The organism is Acetobacter ghanensis (assembly GCF_001499675.1).
GTDB lineage: Bacteria > Pseudomonadota > Alphaproteobacteria > Acetobacterales > Acetobacteraceae > Acetobacter > Acetobacter ghanensis.
The window spans coordinates 2,203,376-2,224,250 of record NZ_LN609302.1 but is presented as its reverse complement, the minus strand read 5'-3'; the positions used below and the strand labels follow the sequence as shown (position 1 = coordinate 2,224,250).

At 59.1% G+C, this 20,875-nt stretch carries 17 protein-coding genes, 1 pseudogene and 1 riboswitch; of the genes and pseudogenes, 6 read left to right on the top strand and 12 right to left on the bottom strand.

All coding sequences use genetic code 11. The features are described 5' to 3' along the window. Positions 1-58: 58 nt before the first annotated feature. Genes AGA_RS10390 through AGA_RS10370 form a run of 5 tightly spaced genes read right to left on the bottom strand, consistent with a single transcriptional unit; the run spans position 59 to position 7,531 of the window. Positions 59-3,400 (bottom strand): efflux RND transporter permease subunit, encoded by a 3,342-nt coding sequence (locus tag AGA_RS10390; protein ID WP_059024241.1) that lies wholly within the window; start codon positions 3,398-3,400, stop codon positions 59-61. 38 nt (positions 3,401-3,438) lie between these two features. Then, positions 3,439-4,218 carry a hypothetical protein gene (locus tag AGA_RS10385; protein ID WP_059024240.1) on the bottom strand — a complete coding sequence of 260 codons (780 nt, stop codon included), beginning with the start codon at positions 4,216-4,218 and terminating at the stop codon, positions 3,439-3,441. A gap of 45 nt (positions 4,219-4,263) precedes the next feature. After that, a complete protein-coding gene (locus AGA_RS10380) occupies positions 4,264-5,226 on the bottom strand; it encodes an efflux RND transporter periplasmic adaptor subunit (RefSeq protein WP_059024239.1) in 963 nt (320 codons plus the stop codon). 15 nt (positions 5,227-5,241) lie between these two features. Continuing rightward, the gene (locus AGA_RS10375; protein ID WP_059024828.1) at positions 5,242-5,442 is read right to left on the bottom strand and encodes a DUF1656 domain-containing protein; all 201 of its coding nucleotides are present in this window, start codon (positions 5,440-5,442) and stop codon (positions 5,242-5,244) included. A 4-nt stretch (positions 5,443-5,446) separates the two neighbouring features. Next, positions 5,447-7,531, bottom strand: a complete 2,085-nt coding sequence (locus AGA_RS10370; RefSeq protein WP_059024238.1) for an FUSC family protein — start codon at positions 7,529-7,531, stop codon at positions 5,447-5,449. A gap of 283 nt (positions 7,532-7,814) precedes the next feature. Between AGA_RS10370 and AGA_RS10365 the strand changes: the two genes are divergently transcribed. Further along, on the top strand, positions 7,815-8,963 hold the full coding sequence (locus AGA_RS10365; RefSeq protein WP_059024237.1) for a metallophosphoesterase family protein: 1,149 nt from the start codon (positions 7,815-7,817) through the stop codon (positions 8,961-8,963). Beyond that, positions 8,960-11,632: an AAA family ATPase gene (locus AGA_RS10360; RefSeq protein WP_059024236.1), complete on the top strand. Its 2,673-nt coding sequence runs from the start codon at positions 8,960-8,962 to the stop codon at positions 11,630-11,632. The genes AGA_RS10365 and AGA_RS10360 overlap by 4 nt, the downstream gene beginning before the upstream one ends. On the opposite strand, the pseudogene AGA_RS10355 reads toward AGA_RS10360, so the two are convergent. After that, positions 11,633-13,149, bottom strand: a pseudogene (locus tag AGA_RS10355) (carbohydrate porin). It lies immediately after the preceding gene. Between the two features lie 157 nt (positions 13,150-13,306). Between AGA_RS10355 and moaB the strand changes: the two are divergent. Both moaB and AGA_RS10345 read left to right on the top strand, forming a co-directional pair. After that, positions 13,307-13,861 carry a molybdenum cofactor biosynthesis protein B gene (moaB, locus tag AGA_RS10350; protein ID WP_059024235.1) on the top strand — a complete coding sequence of 185 codons (555 nt, stop codon included), beginning with the start codon at positions 13,307-13,309 and terminating at the stop codon, positions 13,859-13,861. Next, positions 13,854-14,432, top strand: a complete 579-nt coding sequence (locus AGA_RS10345; protein ID WP_059024234.1) for a DJ-1/PfpI family protein — start codon at positions 13,854-13,856, stop codon at positions 14,430-14,432. The genes moaB and AGA_RS10345 overlap by 8 nt, the downstream gene beginning before the upstream one ends. A gap of 47 nt (positions 14,433-14,479) precedes the next feature. Here AGA_RS10345 and folE read toward each other — a convergent pair whose 3' ends face one another. Beyond that, complete coding sequence (folE, locus tag AGA_RS10340; RefSeq protein ID WP_059024233.1) at positions 14,480-15,088, bottom strand: GTP cyclohydrolase I FolE; 609 nt, start codon at positions 15,086-15,088, stop codon at positions 14,480-14,482. A gap of 20 nt (positions 15,089-15,108) precedes the next feature. Then, positions 15,109-15,579 carry a Co2+/Mg2+ efflux protein ApaG gene (apaG, locus tag AGA_RS10335; protein WP_059024232.1) on the bottom strand — a complete coding sequence of 157 codons (471 nt, stop codon included), beginning with the start codon at positions 15,577-15,579 and terminating at the stop codon, positions 15,109-15,111. Here apaG and AGA_RS10330 point away from each other — a divergent pair. Further along, the gene (locus AGA_RS10330; protein WP_059024231.1) at positions 15,578-15,757 is read left to right on the top strand and encodes a hypothetical protein; all 180 of its coding nucleotides are present in this window, start codon (positions 15,578-15,580) and stop codon (positions 15,755-15,757) included. The genes apaG and AGA_RS10330 overlap by 2 nt on opposite strands. A gap of 41 nt (positions 15,758-15,798) precedes the next feature. On the opposite strand, the gene metZ is transcribed toward AGA_RS10330, so the two are convergent. From metZ to AGA_RS10310, 4 genes are all read right to left on the bottom strand, one after another. Beyond that, positions 15,799-17,007: an O-succinylhomoserine sulfhydrylase gene (metZ, locus tag AGA_RS10325; RefSeq protein WP_059024230.1), complete on the bottom strand. Its 1,209-nt coding sequence runs from the start codon at positions 17,005-17,007 to the stop codon at positions 15,799-15,801. Positions 17,008-17,124: 117 nt separating this feature from the next. Further along, positions 17,125-17,204: riboswitch (SAM riboswitch) on the bottom strand. Between the two features lie 109 nt (positions 17,205-17,313). Then, complete coding sequence (gene mutT / locus AGA_RS14325) at positions 17,314-18,297, bottom strand: 8-oxo-dGTP diphosphatase MutT (protein WP_059024229.1); 984 nt, start codon at positions 18,295-18,297, stop codon at positions 17,314-17,316. Further along, positions 18,290-19,396: an aromatic ring-hydroxylating oxygenase subunit alpha gene (locus AGA_RS10315; protein WP_059024228.1), complete on the bottom strand. Its 1,107-nt coding sequence runs from the start codon at positions 19,394-19,396 to the stop codon at positions 18,290-18,292. Before AGA_RS10315 ends, mutT begins: the two co-directional genes overlap by 8 nt. Before the next feature lie 113 nt (positions 19,397-19,509). Continuing rightward, positions 19,510-20,379: an ATP-binding protein gene (locus AGA_RS10310; protein WP_059024227.1), complete on the bottom strand. Its 870-nt coding sequence runs from the start codon at positions 20,377-20,379 to the stop codon at positions 19,510-19,512. A 130-nt stretch (positions 20,380-20,509) separates the two neighbouring features. On the opposite strand from AGA_RS10310, the gene yajC reads away from it, so the two are divergent. Beyond that, complete coding sequence (yajC, locus tag AGA_RS10305; RefSeq protein WP_059024226.1) at positions 20,510-20,854, top strand: preprotein translocase subunit YajC; 345 nt, start codon at positions 20,510-20,512, stop codon at positions 20,852-20,854. Positions 20,855-20,875 lie beyond the last annotated feature (21 nt).

Here is a 20,875-nt window from a genome sequence, read left to right as displayed (position 1 = left end):
TGTTCAAACGGTGTTTTAAAAGCTTTTGAGCAGAAAGGCCATGCAACCGGAGCAACCGTTATGGTGCGGCATCTGGCCGTGCTGTTCTGCTGCGTGTCAGCCGGTGCCGGAGCCATGTTGCGCTTTTTTCGGCCCATCCCGCCATCCGATGCATGAACAGATAGACAACAGGCGTGGAATACAGGGTTAGCAACTGGCTGGTGGCCAGCCCGCCCAGAATGGCAATGCCAAGAGGCAGGCGTAGCTCTGCTCCATACCCACGGCCCACAATCATGGGGATGGCGGCAAAGGCTGCGGCCATGGTGGTCATGAGTATGGGGCGGAAGCGGGTCAGGCACGCTGTTTTTATGGCCTCATGTGGGGGGAGGTTCTGTGTCCGTTCGGCATGGATGGCAAAGTCGATCATCAGGATCGCATTCTTTTTGACAATCCCCACCAGCATGATGACGGCAATCATGCTGATGAGCGAGAACGGCTGCCCTGCCAGCCAGAGGGTGAGCACCGCACCAAAAGCGGCGGATGGCAGGGTGGAAAGAATGGTCAGCGGCTGGATGTAGCTTTCGTACAGAATACCCAGAGTGATGTACATGGTGGCAATGGCGGCCACAAACACCAGCAGTTCGTTGACCAGATCCTTATGCAGATCCCCTGCCTCGCCCGAAAAATCCCCCTTCAGGCTTTCTGGCGTGTGCAGGTCACGCATGGTTTTGCGTATTTCGGCTTCTGCTTCACTCAGGGAATGGCCGGCGGCAAGGTCGAAGGAGAGTGCGCCGGAAACGAACCCGTTCTCGTGGCTGACCTGAAGCGGCGTTGGGGCGCTGACAATACGGGAGACCGTGGGCAGGGGCACCATTGTCTCGGCGGTGGAGGAAACGGCAGAGCCGTTGGATGCGCCAGCCCCGCCACCAGCCAGCCTGTTGGCAATGGCGTTACGGAAGGAGAGTTCGGAGAGGTTGTCACTCCGTGTGTCGGCGGCGTCAGTTGGTTTGCGAACCCGTATGGTGTTGGAGGCAACAGCGCCGGAGGCGGTGCCGCCAGCGGTGGAGACCCAAAGGGTTCTCAGCATTTCCGGGTTATCACGGAACTGTTTTTGCACCTCCATGATGACGTAATAGGTCGTCAGCGGTGTGGAAATGTTGGAGGCCGTGCGCTGACCATACGCATCGTACAGGGCGTTGCCAATAAGCTGCGGTGTAATCTGGTAGCGGGCGGCATTGTCACGGTTAATCAGAACGTGGAGCGCCATGCCATGCCCGGTGGTGTGGCTGTTAACCCCGTTTAGAATGGTGCTCTTGCGCAGGGCCTCGGTTACCCGTGGCACCCATTGCTCAATATCGGCTTCGTTCTCGCTGCGAAAAACAAAGCTGTAAGCCCCTTCATGCACACGCTGGCCACCGCCGTTAATGTCGCCTGCGTTGGAAATACTGGCCGTAAGCCCCGGTATGGTACGCACGGCCTGCTGAATGCCGCTGGCAATGGCCTCTGGCGTTTGCGTGCGCTGGCTCTTGGGTTTGAGCTGGGCATATACTTCCGCCTCGTTTGCGGCATCTTCCCCCGTAAAGCCGATGACGCCCTCTACACCCGGAGCCGCCTGCATGGCGTCCAGTACCTTGCGGGTTTTGGTGGACATGGCGGAAAAGGAGGAGGTCTGGTCCACACTCAGGTAGCCTTGCAGGAGGGCTATATCCTCCGCAGGCAGAATGGTTTTGGGGATGATGAAGATTAGCCCGATGGTCGCGGCAAAGGTCAGGGGCAGGGAGAGCAGAGTAAGCCACGGGTGGCGTAAAGCGCCATCCAGTGTGCGTTGATAGATGCGCATCATCCACGCCAGTGCGTGGTCTGTTCCATCGGCCAGCAGATGGGCTGCGCGCACAAACGGGTTGGTGGAGGCCGCAGCCGTATCCGGCCCGGTGGCGGTTGGGTGCACTGCCAGAAAATGCGCGCACATCATAGGTGTAAGGGAAATGGCCAGAAAGAAGGACACAGAGACCGCGATGGTCAGTGTCATGGCGAATTCAAAAAAGATTTTGCCCGCAATGCCCCCCATCAGCAGCAGGGGCAGAAAGACGGCAACAAGCGAAATGGTGATGGAGAGAATGGTAAAGGCAATTTCCTGCGCGCCCAGCAGTGTTGCCCGCATACGGTCCATGCCTTCTTCCATGTGGCGGGCAATGTTTTCCACCACCACAATGGCATCATCCACCACAAAGCCGGTCGCAATGGTCAACGCCATGAGCGAGAGCGTATCCAGCGAAAAGCCAAGCATGTGCATAACCGCTAGCGAACCAGCCAGCGAGACAGGAACTGTAACCGCAGGAATAAAGGTAGACCGCCAACTCCGCAGGAAGGCCAGCACAACCAGCACCACAAGCAGGACGGAGCCAAGCAGCGTTTCCTGCGTGTCTTCCAGCGCGCCACGGATGGAAATTGAACGGTCCGAGACCAGTGTAAACCCTACATCCGCGGGGAGCGCATTGCGCAAAAGGGCCGCACGGGCACGTATGGCGTCAGTGACTTCAATAACATTGGTGCCGGGTTGTGCACGAATAATGGCCAGCACGGCAGGCTGGTTGTTATACCACCCCGCTGTGCGTTCGTTCTGTGGCCCGGAGCGGACGGTGGCAACACTGTTCAACCGCACAGGGCGGTTGTTGCGGTAGCCAATAACCAGATCGCGGTATTGTTCGGGGCTGTGGGCCTGATCGTTGGTTTCCAGCATCAGGCGCTGCCCTCCGGTTTCTATAAAACCTTTTGGGGTGTTGGCATTGGCCGAGGCAAGGGCCGAGCGCACATCCTCAAACCCGATGCCATATTGGTAAAGCAGTTGCGGGTTGATCTCCACACGGATGGCGGGTTTGTCGGAGCCGACAATATCCACCCAGCCAACTCCATGGACCCCGGCCAGCATGGGTTTAAGGCGCGTTTCCCCTAGATCGCGCAGGGTTGTAACGCTGCGTGTGGTGGAGGTAAGGGCCGCAACCATAATCGGGCTGTCGGACGGGTTGGCCTTGTAATACTGGGGTTGGTCCAGCAGCGTATGGGGCATGTCTGCCCGTGCGGCACGTAAGGCGGCCTCCACGTCGCGCGCGGCCCCGTTAATGTCCCGGTTGTTATCAAAAAACAGCAGAATGAACGCGCTGGAATCCGTTGTGTCGGAGCGCATACTGCTAACGCCCGCAATCTGGCCCAGTCGTCGCTCCAGTGGGGTGGTGACAGCACTCGCCAGTTGCTGGGGGGAACTGCCGGGCTGGGAGGCAATAACGTAAATGACGGGGACGGAAATATTGGGCAGATCGGCCACCGGCATGGCGCGGTAGGCAAAAAGCCCGGCCACCATAAACGCAACCGCCATAAGGGTTGTGCCAACGGGGCGCATGATGAACAGCCGACAGATCGACACCGGCAGGGCTCCTCTGGCTTTGTTGGAGAATGGGCGGCTCAGTCGTGCCCGTTCTGCTGCGTGGAGGCTTCTGCGGGTATGTTAATGTCTATCCGCCCTCTGCCGTCCCGCTCGGTCGCCACGGTGCCGGTTGCCTTGCGTACGCTGATGTTGCCTGTGTTCTGCACATGCAGGGCGGCTACAACCGTTGTGCCGCCAAAGGTGGCGTTGCCCGTGCCTGCATTGTTGATATCCAGAGCCTTGAGCGTGCCCGAAGGTGCGGTCAGGCTGGCTGTTCCGGCCAGATACACGGCCAGTGCCGGAGCATTAACCTGCTGGATGGCAATGGGGGCCGATGAGGTGGAGCGCAGCCGTGCCGAACTGACCAATGTGCTTATGCTGATAGGGCCGGACGATTCAGAGGCCAGATCAATCGGCCCGCTTTTGCCAACATCTATGGCGCCGGAGCCGGAGTGAATGGACAGCAGGCCGGTACGGTCATCAATAACAATGCGTGTGGCCTGTGGGCTGTCAATGGCAACCGGCATGGCTGGGGGGGTGTGCAGCTCAAGGCTCTGGCCGCTCGGGCATCCTGCCTGTGTCAGGGTTATGGTGCCGTCCGGGGCGGTGGCGCTTTGCAGGCCAGCGGGTTGCTCCCCCGGAATGTTAATTGCTGCGGATACAGTTTTGTCTGCCACAACATGCAGGGCGCTCAGGCACGGCGCGCTGACCTGTACCCGCTTGCCGGGTATTTCATGCGCAAAGGCGTTGGAGGTCAGGCACAGGCTGGTGGCGCAGAGCAAAAGGGCAAAAAGGGGACGGGCAGAAAAATGGAGCATACCTGCGTTTGTGCCAGCATGGGGGGCAGGCGTCCATACTCTATCCTAATGCCGCGTTCCGCTTCCGCCCGTGCCCCCCATAAGGGCGTCATGTAGCCTGTCCAATGCCTCGGTCAGGGTATCATGCGCGCGTTTGCCCTTGCTGCCCACAATGGTCACGGTGGTTGTCATGCCTGCGGCAAGCTGTGTGCCGGGGGGAATACTGTCAATCTGCACCCGAACGGGAATACGCTGCGCCAGACGTACCCATGTATAAACCGGGTCCACCGAGGGGAGGCCCTGCGTGGACGGTGTGGCGTTGGGTGTAGCAATCCCGCGGGTAATGCTGATGACATGCCCCCACATGGGCTGGCGGTACCCCATAAGGTCCAGCCGGGCGCGGTCGCCAATATGAATGGAGCGGATCTTGGTTTCCTCAAAATACCCGTCCACCCAGTAGGATGAGGCGTCAATAACCTGAATGTTGGGTTTGCCCGCCGTAGCATAGTCCCCCACCCGCATGATCAGGTTGGTGATGTAACCTGTTACGGTGCTGCGGACATGGGTTCGGTCCAGATTGATGTTGGCTTGCGAGAGCGCGGCCATGGCCGAGGCGTATTGGGCTTTGGCAACTTCCGCCGTGGCTTGGAACACCTGTTTTTCCTCGCGGGAGGCTGCCGCATCGGTCAGGTTGTTACGCCGGTATTCCTGCGTTGCCTTCAGCACCATGTCGGCCTGTCGCTCGTTGACCAGAGCGGTTGCGGAGGCCACGGCGACCTTAAAGTCAAACGGGTCGATGTCATACAGAACATCGCCAGCATGGACGAACTGGTTATCACGGACCTTGATGTCGATGATCTGGCCCGAGACACGGGGCGCAATATCGGCCACCTGCACACGTACCTGCCCGTTACGGGTCCACGGGGCGGCGGTATAGTAATCCCACAGCACAAAGCAGACTACGGCCGCAATGGCCAGAATAATGCCGGTTGTGACAAATTGCAGAAGGCGGCGCGCACGTTCAAACACGGCGGAAAAGCCCTTTCACAGCAGGATGGTGTAAAGGCCGATAAGGCCGATAAGAATGCCAAATTCGGCCAGCGGCAGGTTCCACACCACACGGCGGGCGCGCACCTTGGCTAAAAGCGGGTTCAGTACAAGCAGGGTGGCAATGGCCAGCCCCGCATGGACCACAAAGGACGAGACCAGCAGGCCGCCAATATCCAGAACAGGTTGCAGTTGCATCATCTTAGCGGGCCTTCCACTGTTGGTCTGGCACGGGCAGCAGGTCATACAGGTGCAGGGCGGAGCGGTTGTGCTCCAGCAGGCGAATGGCGCCCACCATGGCGGAAACGGCCGCAAGGGCTGTGGCCATCTGCCCATGTGGCAGGGCAATGGCATGGTCAAGCAGAATGCGGGCCTTGTGCTTCATGCGCACCAGAGCGGCATCCACGTTGTAAATAATGGTGGAACGGTAGGCAGATTCCGCATCCAGCCGAATGGCGGGAATGGTGGCCGCGCGTTGCAGGTGGCGGCGGGCACGGGCGAGCTCAAGGTTAAGCGTATCCAGGCTGGCCAGACGGGTAAAAACACGATCGCGCGCCTTGTTGGCCGGCAGGTAGCGGTTCCATTCCAGAATACGGCATAGCCGGTCATAGTGGCGGCTGATCAGGGCCGAGCCTGCCTGCTCCCCATGACCTTCAAACTGGAGCAGCAGGTCATGCCCGATGGTAATGCCCACCCGGAACCGCCGCCGTGATGCGGAGGGGGGTAGCAGCAGCACGAGCGAAATAAAGATCATGATCGCCGCAAACAGGTAGAGCACATTGCGGTCTATAAAGGCCGATGGCTCGTAATTCTGCTGGTCTGCCACACCCAGAATAACAAAAAAGAACACCCCGGCATTAAACCCGATAGTAGCCGTTCTGGGGTGCATGAGCAGCAGGCAGCCGCCAAAAATAACGGGGATAATGGCCATGGCCAAAAAGGGCATATCCGCCCCTTTGGGCAAGACGCCAAAGTTGAGCACAGCCGCCACAAAAATGGCCAGCGGTGTGCCCAGAAGTGCCCCCATGCCAAAACCGCGCACGTTATAAGTGGTGGCGGCAAGGGTCAGGATGATAGCGACCTGAGACAGGGCCGAGTATGTGGCCGGAATATCGGAAATGATGCACAGCCCCGCCGCAACGGAAAAACCGATGAGCGTGCGCAGGCCATTCAGCAATGCGGCAATCACATCATCATGCTGGTCAATTTTCAGTTCGGGGGCCTGTGTGCGGGCGCGCTGGCCGTGTTCAAACGCATCTATGCCGTCCACCGCCCAGCGTGCGTCAGACAGAAGCGCCATGGAACGCTCAATCAGCCATGCCTCATCCAGCGTAGGGCCAAGGAAAAGTTCGTTCTCGTGGGCTTCGCGCGCCAGATCTTCCAGATCATGGACGGCCTGCGCAGGGGAATCGACCGGGGTGCCATCGCCAAACGAATCGCGGATGTGCTTGAGCACTGTGTCAGAAACCTCCCCCTTGCGGATAACGAGGGAGATGGCCTGACTGCACGACAGCATTTCCAGCAGCGCCACCATGGCGGACCGGGCTCCTGCCAGCCGCAGCCGGGCATCGGCCAGTTCGGTCTTGGCAAAGGAGACCTGCGAGGTCAGGGCAATAATTTCGCCGGCAATGCCCGCGCAGCCCATGCTGTCGGGAATGCTGTGGCCTGCCAGTGCATCCTTGGCAATACGGCGCACCATGTCCGATGTACGGCGCAGGTTGGCGGTCAGTTTTTCAAATGCTGTGGGGGAGCCAAAAATGTCGTTGATTGCAGCGGTGGAGGCAATGCCCACCACAATGCAGGACACGCGGTTGACTGTTACATCAAAAATACCTGCCGGGTTATCAATGCAACTGATCCCCACAATGGCGACCGTATAGCCCGAGAGCATGGCGGCATAAGCACGAAAGTCGCGCTCCAGCGTGCCAACGATGGTGCACAGCGTTAGCCACAGGGCCACCCCGCCCAGAAAAACCCCGCGTTCCTGATTGAAGCAGGCCGTCAGAAAAAGGGCGACAAACGCACCAATAATGGTGCCCGCTAGACGGTAGAGCGCTTTGGAGAGAACCTGCCCCCGCAATGGCTGCGCCAGAATCATGACCGTAACAGCCGCAGTGCCGGGGGAGGAAAGCTGGAGCCAGAATGCCGTGCTCAGAGCCAGCACGGCGGACAGCCACGTGCGCAGGCAGAACAGAAACCAGCCCGGAGAAAAGACAGAAGGGGGAAGCTGGAGAAACCACCCCTTCCATCCGGCTCTGTGCATAAAAGCTGTTTTCTCAGCGGTCATTCCGGTTCTGCTTTTGCTGTGGCCACTGAGGTAGAATTGCCCCCGAATCCAGATCGACGGACGTATATTAAAATAAAATATAATGTTTGAGGAAAGTTCTGCCCATAGTCTGGCATTGCGTCTTGCGCGTATCAGACCTGAAGCATAAGCCTGCAAACTATAATGTGGCTAATCAACTCTGCGGTGCAGGCTGCCCTTTTGTTACGGGGAGTGTGCTGGGCGTGTGGCATCATGCCATATTCCGTCTTGTCGAGCTATTGGCTGAACAGGCACAACTGTGTGTATGAAAATTGTTCATACCTCCGACTGGCAGATTGGCCGGACCTTCAGTTTTGTGGACGACGAGGCATTGGGCGCGCTTCAGGCGGAGCGGCTGAATGTTATCCAACGCATAGGCACGCTGGCCCGGCAGGAGGGAGCGGCGCACGTACTGGTGGCAGGCGATGTGTATGAACACGAAACGCCCTCCGAGCGCACACTGCGCCAGCCAATGGAGCGTATGCGCCAGTTTGCGGACATTACTTGGCATCTTATCCCCGGTAACCACGATGCCCATACCCCGCAGGGGGTATGGACCCGCCTGCTGCGCGATAACGCCGTGCCGGATAATGTAAGGCTCCACCTCCAGCCGGAGCCGGTCATGCTGGATGCTGCACATAATGCGTGGCTGCTGCCCGCCATTTTGCAACGGCGGCACACCCTGTCGGACCTCACATCCTATATGGACGAGGCTACAACACCCGAGGGCGCATTGCGCATAGGGGTTGCTCATGGCTCGGTCGTGGGTTTTGGCAATGGGGAGGAGGCCCAGCACAACCCTATTGCCATTGACCGGGCAGCACAGGCCGGGCTTGCCTATCTGGCCATGGGGGACTGGCATGGTTTTTGCCAGATCAATGACCGCACGGTTTATTCCGGTACGCCGGAGGTGGACCGTTTTGGCACAGGTGGCGCTGGTGGTGGGGAATGTGTGGTGGTGGCGTTTGATGGCCCCACAGCCCCCCCGCGCCTGAGCAGGCACAGAACGGGCCGGTTTGTCTGGCGTAAGTTCGAAAACGTGGTGTTGACCAGCGGGACGGACATAGAGGCGCTGGAACACCGCGTGCGGGCCATAGCGCCCGAACAGCCTGATACTATTCTGGCATGGCTGGAGGTGTCTGGCATGTTGGGTGTGGATGATCTGGCACTTTACGAAAATCTGATCGAGCGCAGGCTGCGGAGTGCTGTCACCTGCCTGCGCCTGTCTGGCACACCGGGGCTGGCCGCTGGACCGGATGACTTGGATATGCTGGGGGCATCCGGCCCTGTGCGTGAGACTGCGGAGGCCCTGCTGGCGCAGGTGCAGGCCGGAGGTGCGGAGGCTGCCGTGGCGCAGGAGGCGTTGCAAAGGCTCTTTCTGCTCTGGGGGGAAGTGCGGAGGACGGCAGCATGATTCTGACGGATATCCAGATCGAAGCCATACGCCGGTTTACATCCCCCATCCGTGTTGAAGGGCTGGGGCCAGGGCTGAACATTCTGGCCGCTCCCAATGAGGCGGGTAAATCCACGGTGCTCATGGCGCTCAGGGCAGCGCTGACACTGCGCTACAGTTCCAAGGCCCAGCCGGTTAAGGACCTGTTCCCCTACGGCGGAGGGTCGCCCCATGTTGGCGTTGCCTTTGAGTGGAATGGCAGAAGCTGCTGGCTGGAAAAAAAGTTTGGCAATGGCAAGCTCGCACGCCTCGATCTCGGGCCAGAACGCTTTGATGGTGATGAGGCAGAGGAACAGCTGCAAGCTCTGTTCGAGCTGGAAAAAGTGGGCAAGGGCGAGGCTGCCGGGTTGTGGAATGCATTGCTGGTTGCGCAGGGCGAAAGTTTTGCCCAGCCACCTCTGCTTGGGGCGGGGCGTACAAGCCTGCAAAGCTGCCTGCAACAGACCATACAGGGCGTAACTGGCACGGCGGAGGCCAGTGCCATGCTGGCGCTTGTGCGCAAACAGCTTGCCCAGCATCAGACCGCAACAGGCCGCATAACAGGCCGCTTGCGGCAGGTGCAGGAGGAGAGCGAGGCCGCGCGGGAGCAGGTTGCCCGCCTTCATGCCCGCAAGGATGCGCTGGCCGAGGATATCAGAGCGCTGGAGCAGACCCGGCGTATGCTGCTTGAGAGCGAAAGCCCGGAGCGGCGTCGGCAGGCGGAGCAGGAACTGACAGGCCTGAGGCAAACGCGCGACCAACTGCTTGGGCTGGCCGCGGAGGAGCAGGTTGCACAGGCGTTGCTGCGTGAGGCGGACCTCAAGTTGCAGGCTGTTCAGGCGGATCGGGAACGCCGTCAGGCGCATAGAGGGGAAATTACGCGGCTTGAGCAGGCCCTGGCACACGCACAGGTAGAGCAGGCGGAACTGACACGTCTGGCGCAGGTGGCGGACCAAAGGCTGGTGGAGGCACAGGCCAGACTGGTCGCTGCTACCAACCAGCACAAACTGGCCCGAGCGGTTATGGCCGGGGCAATGCGGCGTGCCACACTGGCCCGGAGCCAGCAGGCGCTGGAGCATGAGCGTACGGTTTTTGCCCGCGCTCAAACGGCGTGGGCTAGGTTGGAAAAAGCACAGGCTGCCTTGCGGGTCATGCGGGTGGATGCTGCCTTTATGCGTCGGGTCGCCAAGGCCATGCAGGCTGTGCAGGAGGCCGAGGCACGGATGCAGGCGCAGGCAACGCGGTTTGTGGCCGATTTGCAGCCAGATGCGGCCGGCACAGTGTGGTTGAACGGCCAGCCCTGCCCAACGGGACCACAGTTACTGACCAACAAGGCAGAACTGGTGGTGGATGGCGTGGGGCGCTTTACCATAACCCCGGCAACAGAACAGCGCGAAGCATTGCATACGGCACTGGCACAGGCGCAGGCCGCATTGGACGCACTGTTGCAGGAGGCCGGTTGCCAGAGCGTGGAGCAGGCGGAAAGCCTGCATGATGCGCGCAAACAGGCAGAGCGGGAGGTGGCGGAGGCCAGTGCTGTGTGCGTAACGCTGCTATCTGTGCCGGATGTCAGTGCCGTGGCAGATGCGCTGGCTATGCAACGGCAGAAGCTTAACGAGCAGGAAGCCCTTTTTGCGCAGGAACAGGCAGAAGCGCAGGAGGAGAATGCCTGCCCGCCCATGGATGTGGAGCAGGCAAGCCAGCTGGAGCAGGATGCAGGCGAGGCAGCAGATACCGCCCGGCAGGAGGAGCAGGATGCCTTAAGCCAGCGCCATGCCGCGCATACCCGGCTGGAGCAGGCTCTTGCCCAGGCAGGTCAGCAGCACGCGGACCTTCAGCGTTATCAGCGTGAACTGGCGGCATGGCTTGAGCACGAACCCGAGCCGGAACTGGCAGCCCGCGCCACCCGGAGTGTGCAGGAAAAACAGCAGGCACAGGCCGAACTGGCCCGTATTGCCCAGACAAAGCAGAATCAAGCGCCGTTGGCCGTGGTGGAGCAGGGCATTGCACGCCGCGAGCAGGATATGGACAGAATGCGTGAGCAGGCCAAGAGCCTGTCCATGGATAAGCGTGAGCGGGAAACGCGTATCCGTCAGGCGGAAGGTGAGGGGCTGGATGAACAACTGGCCAACGCCGAGCGCCATGCCGAACAGCTTGCTGGCGAGCAGGCGGCATGTGAGCGGGAAAGAGCAGCTCTAGCCCTGTTGGAAGGCACGCTGCTCAAGGCAGAAACCACACAGACCGAGCGGTATCTGGCCCCCTTGGTGCAGGCCATGCAGCCTGCTTTTTCCGCCCTTTTCCATGGTGTTACGCTGGAAATGGACACCCAGTTCACCTTAACCGGACTGACCCGCCAGAGGGCGGAGGAGGTCAAGGATCTGTCTGATGGCACAAGGGAGCAGATTGCCGTGCTGGTGCGGCTGGGTTTTGCGGAGTTGCTGCACAAACGCGGTGCGCCTGCCATTCTGGTTCTGGATGACGCGCTGACTTTTTCAGACTCTCAGCGTCTGGAAACCCTGTTTGATGTGCTGGCCGAGGCCGCAACACGCCTGCAGATTGTGTTGCTGACCTGCCATGCCGAGCAGTTTGCGCCCTTGCGGGGCAGGCTGTTGAGCCTGCGCCCGATGGAACAGTTTACGTCGCCGCGTTAATTACAGAACGGCGTTGAACTGAAGCCCCATAACCGCCGCATCGTGGAAGACGGTGCTGCCACCGGGGCGGTTGATGTACTGGAAGTCCGGCTGCAACGAAATGCCGGGGGCTACGTGAGCGTTATAGAACACTTCGTAAATGTTCTCATGCGACTGAATGCCCCATACGGTGCCCCACTGGTTGGAGGGGAAGGCCACGCCCGTATTGACGGCGGCTTCCTGCTGCAAGGTGGAGGCGCGGCTCATAAGTTCCCACTGGTACATTGCGCCCACGCTGTCCATCGGGCGGCCCCATGCAGCACCAGTTTCCACCATGCCCGCCCAGATATGGTGGGACATGGCAGTGGTATGCCCGTCTGACCACATCCAGCCTGCAAGGGCGATCAGGCCATTGGTCGGGCCATCACCATTGCGGACCAGCATCTGGTCGGCCATGACCCATGCGCTGGCACGGCCTGCGCGGTAGCGTTTGGGCATTCCGCTCTCAATCCACGCGTTGCCGTGTACGTCTTCAAGCAGGTCCGGGTAGCTGGAGTTGTCGTAACCAAAGCCGGCCTTGTAGTGCCCGTTCAGATGGTTTTTGCCAAATTTGGGCAGCCAGCCGATTTCCACGGGGGAGGAGAACTTGCCCAGACCATCCTGCGCCCATGCCCAGCCGGAAATGCCACCGTTGAAGGCTGGGGGGAAACGGCAAACAGCGCGCCCATAATATAGGTCTCGCTGGTTGGCATGGCACGCACAACAAACCCAAGGTTGCCCGATGGCCAGTCCCGCGCGCCTTCGGTGTATTTGGTGGGGGCGGGGTTACCGCACATGGCCACGTTCATGTACATGCAGAACAGGGGAGAAGCGGCAAAAAAGCTGCCCGGCGGAATCCAGCCAGCACTCACATCCAGATGGTTATGCAAAAAGGAGTGCTCGGCATACAGGTAAACAAGGTGCGCCACCACGTTACCACGTGCGCCATAAATCTGCTGCACGCCGCCAATGGAGTCCCCAATATAATCCGTGCTCAGGTTCCGCCCATGGCCGTTAACGACCATCATATGGGTCCAGAAGTTCTTGAACAGGTCCGTATTGGTCAGCTTGCCCCAGTCCACATCCAGTTCAACGCCAACCTGACCCGCATTGGTCACGCCCTGCTTGCGCCCACCGCGGAAGTTGCCTGCCAGTTCCTCATGCACATCGGCCAGAATATGGATACCGTGGCTGAGCAGCCAGGGCTGCGCACCGCCCCAATTGCCAAAAAAATGATCCTTGCCATAGGGGGCGGAAAACAGGGGGCCGGGATCTTCGACCAGATTGGCCTCGTTATCGACTTCAAGACTGGGTAAAAGACCAATGGAACTGTTGCCCCCGGGCAGGAGCTGAGCCCGCGCAGGAATGGCCGCAGCCAGCAAGGGGACAAGGAAGGCAAAAAGCCAGAAGGCGCGAAAAGGAAAAAAATACGTTTGGTCATGATCCCAATTTTGTTGTCTTTGGATTGGTCTTTGTGCGCGAGGCCCAAGATCAATCATGGTTTATCGGGGTGTAACAACCCCAATCCTTAAATGTTTTTTTATGCCGTTGAAGGCAAAAGGTTGCCATTGTTTGGTTATTTTCTGCGTTAGACGGCTATTATTCATTCCTCTGATGCGTTTTTGCATCACACTTGCGGAGATATAACAGTCAGCCATGTCCAAGATTGATACGAACCGACCGTTTTTGCCTGTGCGTATTGCGGTGATGACTGTTTCGGATTCGCGCACGCTGGAAACGGACACATCCGGGGCCGCACTGGTGGCGCGGATCGAAGGTGCCGGGCACAGCGTTGCCGCCCGCGCCATTGTCTCTGACGATACGGACAGAATTGCCGCACAGCTCAGCGCATGGATAGCAGACCCGCTGGTGGATGTTGTGATTACCAACGGTGGTACGGGCGTAACCGGACGGGATGTGACGCCCGAAGCATTTGAGCGCGTTATGGAAAAGCGGATAGAAGGGTTTGGTGAGCTCTTCCGTATGCTGTCTTACCAAAAAATAGGCACATCCACCATCCAGTCCCGTGCTGTGGCGGGTGTAGCGGGAGGAACATACCTGTTTGCGCTCCCGGGGTCCACCGGTGCGGTTAAGGATGGTTGGGACGATATTCTGGTTTTTCAGCTCGACAGTCGCCACCGGCCCTGCAACTTTGTGGAACTGATGCCCCGCCTGCGGGAAGGACTGAAGGAGGACACGCACCATGACTGATGATGTAAAACTGCTGATGCTGGCAGGTGACTACGTAGAAGACTACGAAATTATGGTCCCCTATCAGGCATTGTCCATGCTGGGATACAAGGTGGATGTGGTCTGCCCGGACAAAAAGGCGGGGGACAAGGTTCTGACGGCCATTCATGACTTTGAGGGCGCGCAGACCTATAGCGAAAAACCGGGCCATGCCTTTACGCTAACTGCGGATTTTGATGCCATTGATACGGACGAATATCTGGGGCTGATTGTGCCCGGCGGGCGTGCACCAGAGTATCTGCGGCTGAATCCACGGGTGCTGGAGATTGTGCGGGCCTTTGCGGACCGGCCTATGGCGGCCATCTGCCACGGCGCACAGTTGCTGGCGGCTGCCGGTGTGATCAAGGGGCGCAAGGTTTCGGCCTATCCGGCCTGCAAGCCTGAAGTGGAACTGGCTGGCGGAACCTATGCCGACATTGCGGTAACGGATGCCGTAACGGATGGTGAACTGGTTAGTGCCCCCGCATGGCCTGCGCATCCGGCATGGCTGGCCCAGTTTTTGAAAGTTCTGGGTGCCAACGTCAGTATTTAAGCTGTTTTTCCGCCCCCTGTTATAAACGGGGGGCGGGGTGATGGTTGTTAGTAGTCGCTTACAGCCGGGCGGTTGAGCATGGCCATCAGCTCACGCCGCGTGTCGGAGTTATTACGGAACACGCCCAGCATGGTGCTGGTGACCATGGAGACGCCGGGCTTGTGCACACCGCGGGTGGTCATGCATTCGTGCGCGGATTCAATAATGACGGCCACGCCATGCGGTTCCAGCTCATCATTAATGGTGTTGGCAATCTGGGCTGTCATCCGTTCCTGAATCTGGAGGCGGCGGGCATAGGCATCCACCACGCGTGCCAGTTTGGAAATACCCACAACCCGTTGGCGCGGCAGATAAGCAACATGCGCCCGCCCGATAATGGGAGCTAGATGGTGTTCGCAGTGGCTCTCAAAGCGGATGTCACGCAGCAGCACAATCTCGTCATACCCATCTACTTCGGAAAAAGTCCGGCGCAGCAGGTTGGCAGGGTCGATTGCGTATCCCGAAAAAAAGTCGGTATAGGCCCGGGCAACACGGGCTGGTGTGTCCAGCAGACCTTCACGCGTTGGGTCATCGCCCGCCCAGCGCAGTAGTGTACGCACGGCCTGTTCGGCCTCTTGTTGGGTAGGGCGGTCGGTGTTGGGCTCAGGCACGCTCATGCCGGTCTCCTGCTTTGGAATTATTGGAGCTGGTGGTTCTGGAAAGGGCTGTCCAGACTAAAGGCGGGAATGGCGGCATCAAACCGGGTCCTGTCCGTGGTGGTCTGCAACAGGTAAGACCCGTGCATAAACCCACCGGGCGTGGAAAGGGACGCGCCGGATGTATATTCATACAGTGTGCCGGGTTGAATAATGGGTTGCTCGCCTACAACGCCCTGTCCATGCACGTGTTCTGTCCGGCCGGATGTGTCGGTAATATGCCATGTCCGTTCGAGCAGCTGCACCGGCTTGTTGCTGTCGTTGCCAATGCGGATACGGTAAACCCAGCAGTAACAGTGCTCATCAGGCTCCGACTGGTCAGACAGCCAGAAGACCTGCACCTGCACACGAATGCCATCAGTTATGGCTTCGTACACGGGAAGTGGCGAAAACAGTTCGTTCAGAGCGTCTTCCGGGGATTGTGGAAGGGGGGCAACGGCCCAGTCGGCCATGGGTCTCCAGCTCCTGCAAAATGGAAAAAGGTTCGGCCTGACCAGCCGTACCGTGCGCCGGGTTCGCATACGGCGTGAAGAGCGTGCCAGTATCATGAACATGTCTGTTGTGCCAAGCAGCATAACCCTCCTTGGGCAGGAGGTCGCCCCTGCTCAGGAGGGTGCCCACCTCCGTTAAAGCCGGAGGTGGTGCGCAGTACACGCTGGCTGCGCGGTGTTTTACAGGCCTTTGAGAGCCGCAACGCCCCGCGCAAGATCGTCAATAAGGTCGGCGCTGTCTTCCAGCCCGACGGAAAAGCGGATTGCGCCATCCGTAATGCCAAGAGCTGCCCGTTCTTCCGGGCTGATCTTGGAATGAGTGGTCGTGGCCGGGTGAGTGACCAGAGAGCGGGAATCGCCCAGATTGTTGGAGATGGCGATCAGTTTGAGCGCATCCATAAATGCGAAGGCGGCTTTTTCTCCGCCATCCACTTCAAACGCCACAAGGGTGCCGCTGCCACTCATCTGGCGCTGGGCCAGTTCGTATTGCGGGTGGTCCTTGCGGCCGGGGTAACGCACCATTTTGATGCCCGGAGCCGATGCCAGATAATCCGCCACCGCAGCCGCATTGCGGGCCATGGCTTCCACGCGCAGGGAGAGCGTTTCCAGCCCTTTGAGCATGACCCATGCGTTGAAGGGTGAGAGAGCATTGCCCGTATTGCGTGTGAAGGGCTGAAGGGTCTCGGTTATCCAGTCCTTGCGGCCCAGCACGGCACCGCCCAGAACCCGACCCTGACCATCAATGTGTTTGGTACAGGAATAGACCACCACATCCGCCCCAAGCTCCAGTGGCTTCTGGAAGATGGGGGAGGCAAACACGTTATCTACAATAACAATAGCGCCTGCCTTGTGGGCACGCTCGGAAATGGCCGCAATGTCGAGAATATCGAGCATCGGGTTGGACGGGCTTTCCAACAGCACGGCATCTGTGGGGACGGACAGGGCTTCGTCCCATTCAGCCAGATTGCCACCATCTACAAACACGGTTTCCACGCCATAGCGGGGGAGCAGATGGTTAACAATCCAGTGGCAGGACCCAAACAGCGCGCGAGATGCCACAACACGGCCGCCAGCCGTTACGTGGGAGAGCAGCGCGGAGGACACCGCTCCCATACCCGTTGCCGTGGTTACGCAGGCTTCAGCACCTTCCAGATCCGCCAGACGGCGTTCAAGGGCGGCGGTCGTGGGGTTGCCAAAACGGCTGTACTGGTAGTGTGTGACTTCGCCTTTAAAGGTTTTGGCGGCCTGTTCGGCATTGTCATACACAAAACCGGAGGTCAGGAAGAGCGCTTCGCTTGTTTCGCCATATTCGGTGCGCTCCAGACCGGCATGGAGCTGACGTGTGGCAGGGCGCCACGCCTTGGAGAAGGAAGTCTGGTTATCACTCATGGGACTAGTATCCGGTTCTTTCGTGCCTGATCCAAACCATGGGGGCAGGCGCAGGACTTGCGTCTGTCCGCAGGGCTTAGTCTCTCAAATTGACCGTGGAAACCATGACGTCGGATGATGCACGCCGTCAAAGCCTCTTTAGCGCGTTTCTTTTACCTCGTCGCAAGCCGGCCTAACAAATCACGAGGGAAGGTCTCCGGGTGGAAACATTCTGTTTTCTGGTTAGGGCCAGAGCTTATCATTCGTCAAGAATGTATTTTAGTCTCCCCCAGCCTGCATTCCACAATCCCGATCTGTGGTTTGTGGCTACAATAGATCCTGAAGGAGCGGAATAAAGGGCAGGTCAGCCTCCGGCATGGCGTAAGTCCGCAGGTCTGCCGGGGCAACCCATGCCAGTTTCTGTCCTTCACGCGGGGTGGGGGTGCCCTGCCAGCGGCGGCAGATATATAGCGGCATCAGCAGGTCAAAGGTCGGGTATGCGTGCGAGGCAAACGTAAAAGGCGCCAGACAAGCGCGGGCCATGTCCAGCCCCAGTTCCTCATGTAGTTCGCGGATGAGGGCTGCTTCGGGGGTTTCGCCCGCTTCAACCTTACCACCGGGGAATTCCCATAGCCCTGCCATGCTTTTGCCCTCTGGCCGCCGTGCCAGCAGAATATGGCCCTGTGCATTTATCAGCGCTGCGGCGGAGACCAGCACAAGCTTGCGCGGTGCATGGGGGGGGGAGGGGGCAGTGGTCATATCCAGATCAGTCCGGTTTACTTCCATTCTGGCAACAGGCAGTTCCGTCCCTCGTGCGGTAAACATCTGCCGGTCCGTGCCGCAATGGCGGAAACCCGCATGTTCAAGCACGCGGATGGAAGCTGGGTTATCCTGTGCGGCGGTGGCGTGCAGCGCTGTAATATCAAGATGTGCCAGTGCCCAGCGCGTCATGCGGGTAGCCGCATGGGTGGCAATGCCCTGCCCCCAGTAAGGGCGGCCTATCCAGTAGCCCAGTATGCCAACACGCCCGACCTGCGGCAGGGTGTGAATGCGCACCCCGATACAGCCCATAAAAACACCATCGGGCGAGGTTATGGCAAAATGATAGCCCTCTCCATCTGCTTGCATCTGGCAGGTGGACGCAATCCAACTGTCCGCCAGATCCCGCGGATAGGGAAAAGGCAGGCGGCTGAGCATACGCACCACCTCCCAGTCGTTGACAAGGTGGTGCAGGGTGGTTGCATCATCCGGGTGGAGCGGGCGTAAACGGCAGGGGCCCGCATCCAGTAACAGAGGTCCGGTGTCAGGCATGAGACTCGCTGGCAGGGGGAATGCCACATTCGACCAGCAGAGCCCTTAGCGCGTTAATAACGGGGAAGACTTCCACATTGTGGTCCCCGCCCAGTTCGCGCCATGCGTTCTGTTCCAGTTCAACAATCTCGCGGTCTTCGGCAAAAATCCGCTCGGTAAAGGCGACGAGCAGAGGCCATGCCATGTCCAGAATACCGGGAATTTTGGGGCGCTTGACCGAGAGCAGACCAAAGGTCCTGTTGGTCAGTTCATCAGCACTCTGGGGTGTGTACACAATCCACAGATCCATCACTGGGTCTTCATCCCCGGTCTGGATGCGTAGGGTCTGGTAGGGGTATTCCGTGCGGATGGTCATAACATCGCGGTGCTGGAATTTTTCCGATGCATCGCGGCGTTCACCAAAAATCAGCGCCTCGCCAAAAGGCTGCTTGCCGCTTGTGCGGGCAAAGCTGTAGCGGGCTTCCACCAGCCCCGGCTCACGCTTCTGGCCCAGAAAGCGGGGCTTCATCTGCCCCATCTGTTTGGAGTGCATGAACTGGTGGTTCATATCCATCAGGTTTTCATGCATGAAGCTGTAGTGGCAGCCAACGGTGCGGCCAAAATAGCGAGTTTTGTAGGCGGGGTTATCCGCCTTGGCCAGATGCGGGGCCAGCGGCACGCTGTCGGCTTTTTCCGGATCACCGGGAAAAATAAAGATCATGCCGTTCTGCTCGCGGCAGGGGAAGGTGCGCACCCCGTTGGGCAGCTTGCCCTTGCCCAGATACGGCACGTCAATACACCGGCCGGAGCGGCCATAGGCCCAGCCGTGGTAGCAGCATTTGACCGAACTGCCAGAAACAACCCCCTTGCTCAGGGGAACCTGCCGGTGGGCGCAACGGTCCTCCAGCGCAAAAACGGAGCCTTCCACCGGGCGTACTAGTGCTATGGGCGTGCCTGCATAGCGGGTGCCAATGGTCTTGCCGGGTTTAAGCTCGCGCGACCAGGCGACTGGGTACCAGTAGTCGGGGTTGGAGCGTACCCTGCGTATATCTGTTGCGCTGGAACGTGTCTCAGCATCAAAGGACGTATCGTCAGAATTGGGCGGTACAGTCTGGTTCATTTCGCCTCGAATCAAGGGGCCCCCGCGGCATCAGGTCGATGCCGCCATTTGCGAATGCTATCTCAACTCATAGCCCTGTTGGATGCAAGACTATTAGGGGCAACTTTGGCAAATTAATGAGCAGCCAGTTCGGCCGTCAGCGCTTCTATGAACTGGTAGGCCACCCGGCCGGAGCGGCTCCCCCGTGTGATGGACCATTCATTGGCGCGGGCCAGTAGCGCATCGTCGCTTATGGGCAGGTTGCGTTCGTGGGCATAGGTCTTGACCATATCGGCGTAGGTATCCTGCTCGCAGGCATGGAAGCCAAGCCACAGGCCAAACCGGTCGGAAAGGGAGACTTTTTCCTCCGTTGCCTCGGAGGGGTTGATGGCGGTTGAACGTTCGTTCTCTATCATATCGCGCGGCATCAGGTGGCGGCGGTTGGAGGTGGCGTAGAACAGAACATTGTCCGGCCGTCCCGCAATGCCACCATCGAGCACGGATTTGAGGGCTTTGTAGTCCCGGTCTTCCTTCTCGAAGGACAGGTCATCACAAAACAGAATAAACCGGCGTGAATTTTCGCGCAGCAGACCCAGCAGCAGGGGCAGGGTGGACAGATCTTCGCGCTGGATTTCTATCAGTGCCACACGTCCGGCACCCGGTGCGCAGGGTTTGCCATCCACCTGGTTGACCAGTGCATGTGCCCCCTTAACCAGCGAGGATTTGCCCATGCCGCGTGCGCCCCACAACATGGCGTTATTGGCGGACAGGCCGTTGGCAAAGTGGTATGTGTTCTCCAGCAGTATCCGCCGTTGCAGGTCTACCCCCTGCAACAGGTCAACCGGAACATGCGCCACATGGGGGATGGGGTGCAGGCGTCCGCGCTCAGGCAGCCAGACAAAAGCATCCGCCTTATCCACACCGTCCAGCGTTGCAGGAGGAGGAGACAGGCGCTCCAGAGCCGCGGCAATACGCTCTAATGTTGGCTGCAGGGTCTGCTCCATCAGTTTTATTCCTTGTTTAATGTTAGTCTGGTGGTCTTTCGTCCGCATGGGTGCTTGACGCGGGAGGATTGAAAATTATGGTCACTTCTTCTGTTTTCGCAACCAGCCATTGTTGAAGGTCTGTAACCTTATGTCCGATTTCCTTATTCCTGCTGCTTACGCCCAAACAGCCGGAGGCTCTGGCGGTGCTTCAGGGCTTATGTCCTTTCTGCCGTTTGTTGCTGTTTTCGCCATTATGTATTTCCTGCTCATTCGCCCGCAGCAGCAGCGCCAGAAGCAGCTCAAAACAGAGCTTAAGGCTCTGCGTCGTGGCGACCGGGTTGTAACCGCTGGTGGCATCGTGGGCGTTGTGCAGCGCACCAAGGAAGAGTCGAGCGAAGTTGAAGTGGAAATTGCTCCCAACGTGCGGGTTATGGTCCTGCGGGACACCATTTCCACCGTGCTGACCAGCTCCGCCAAGCCTGCTGGGGACTAAGTGTTCATAGGCCAGATAGCA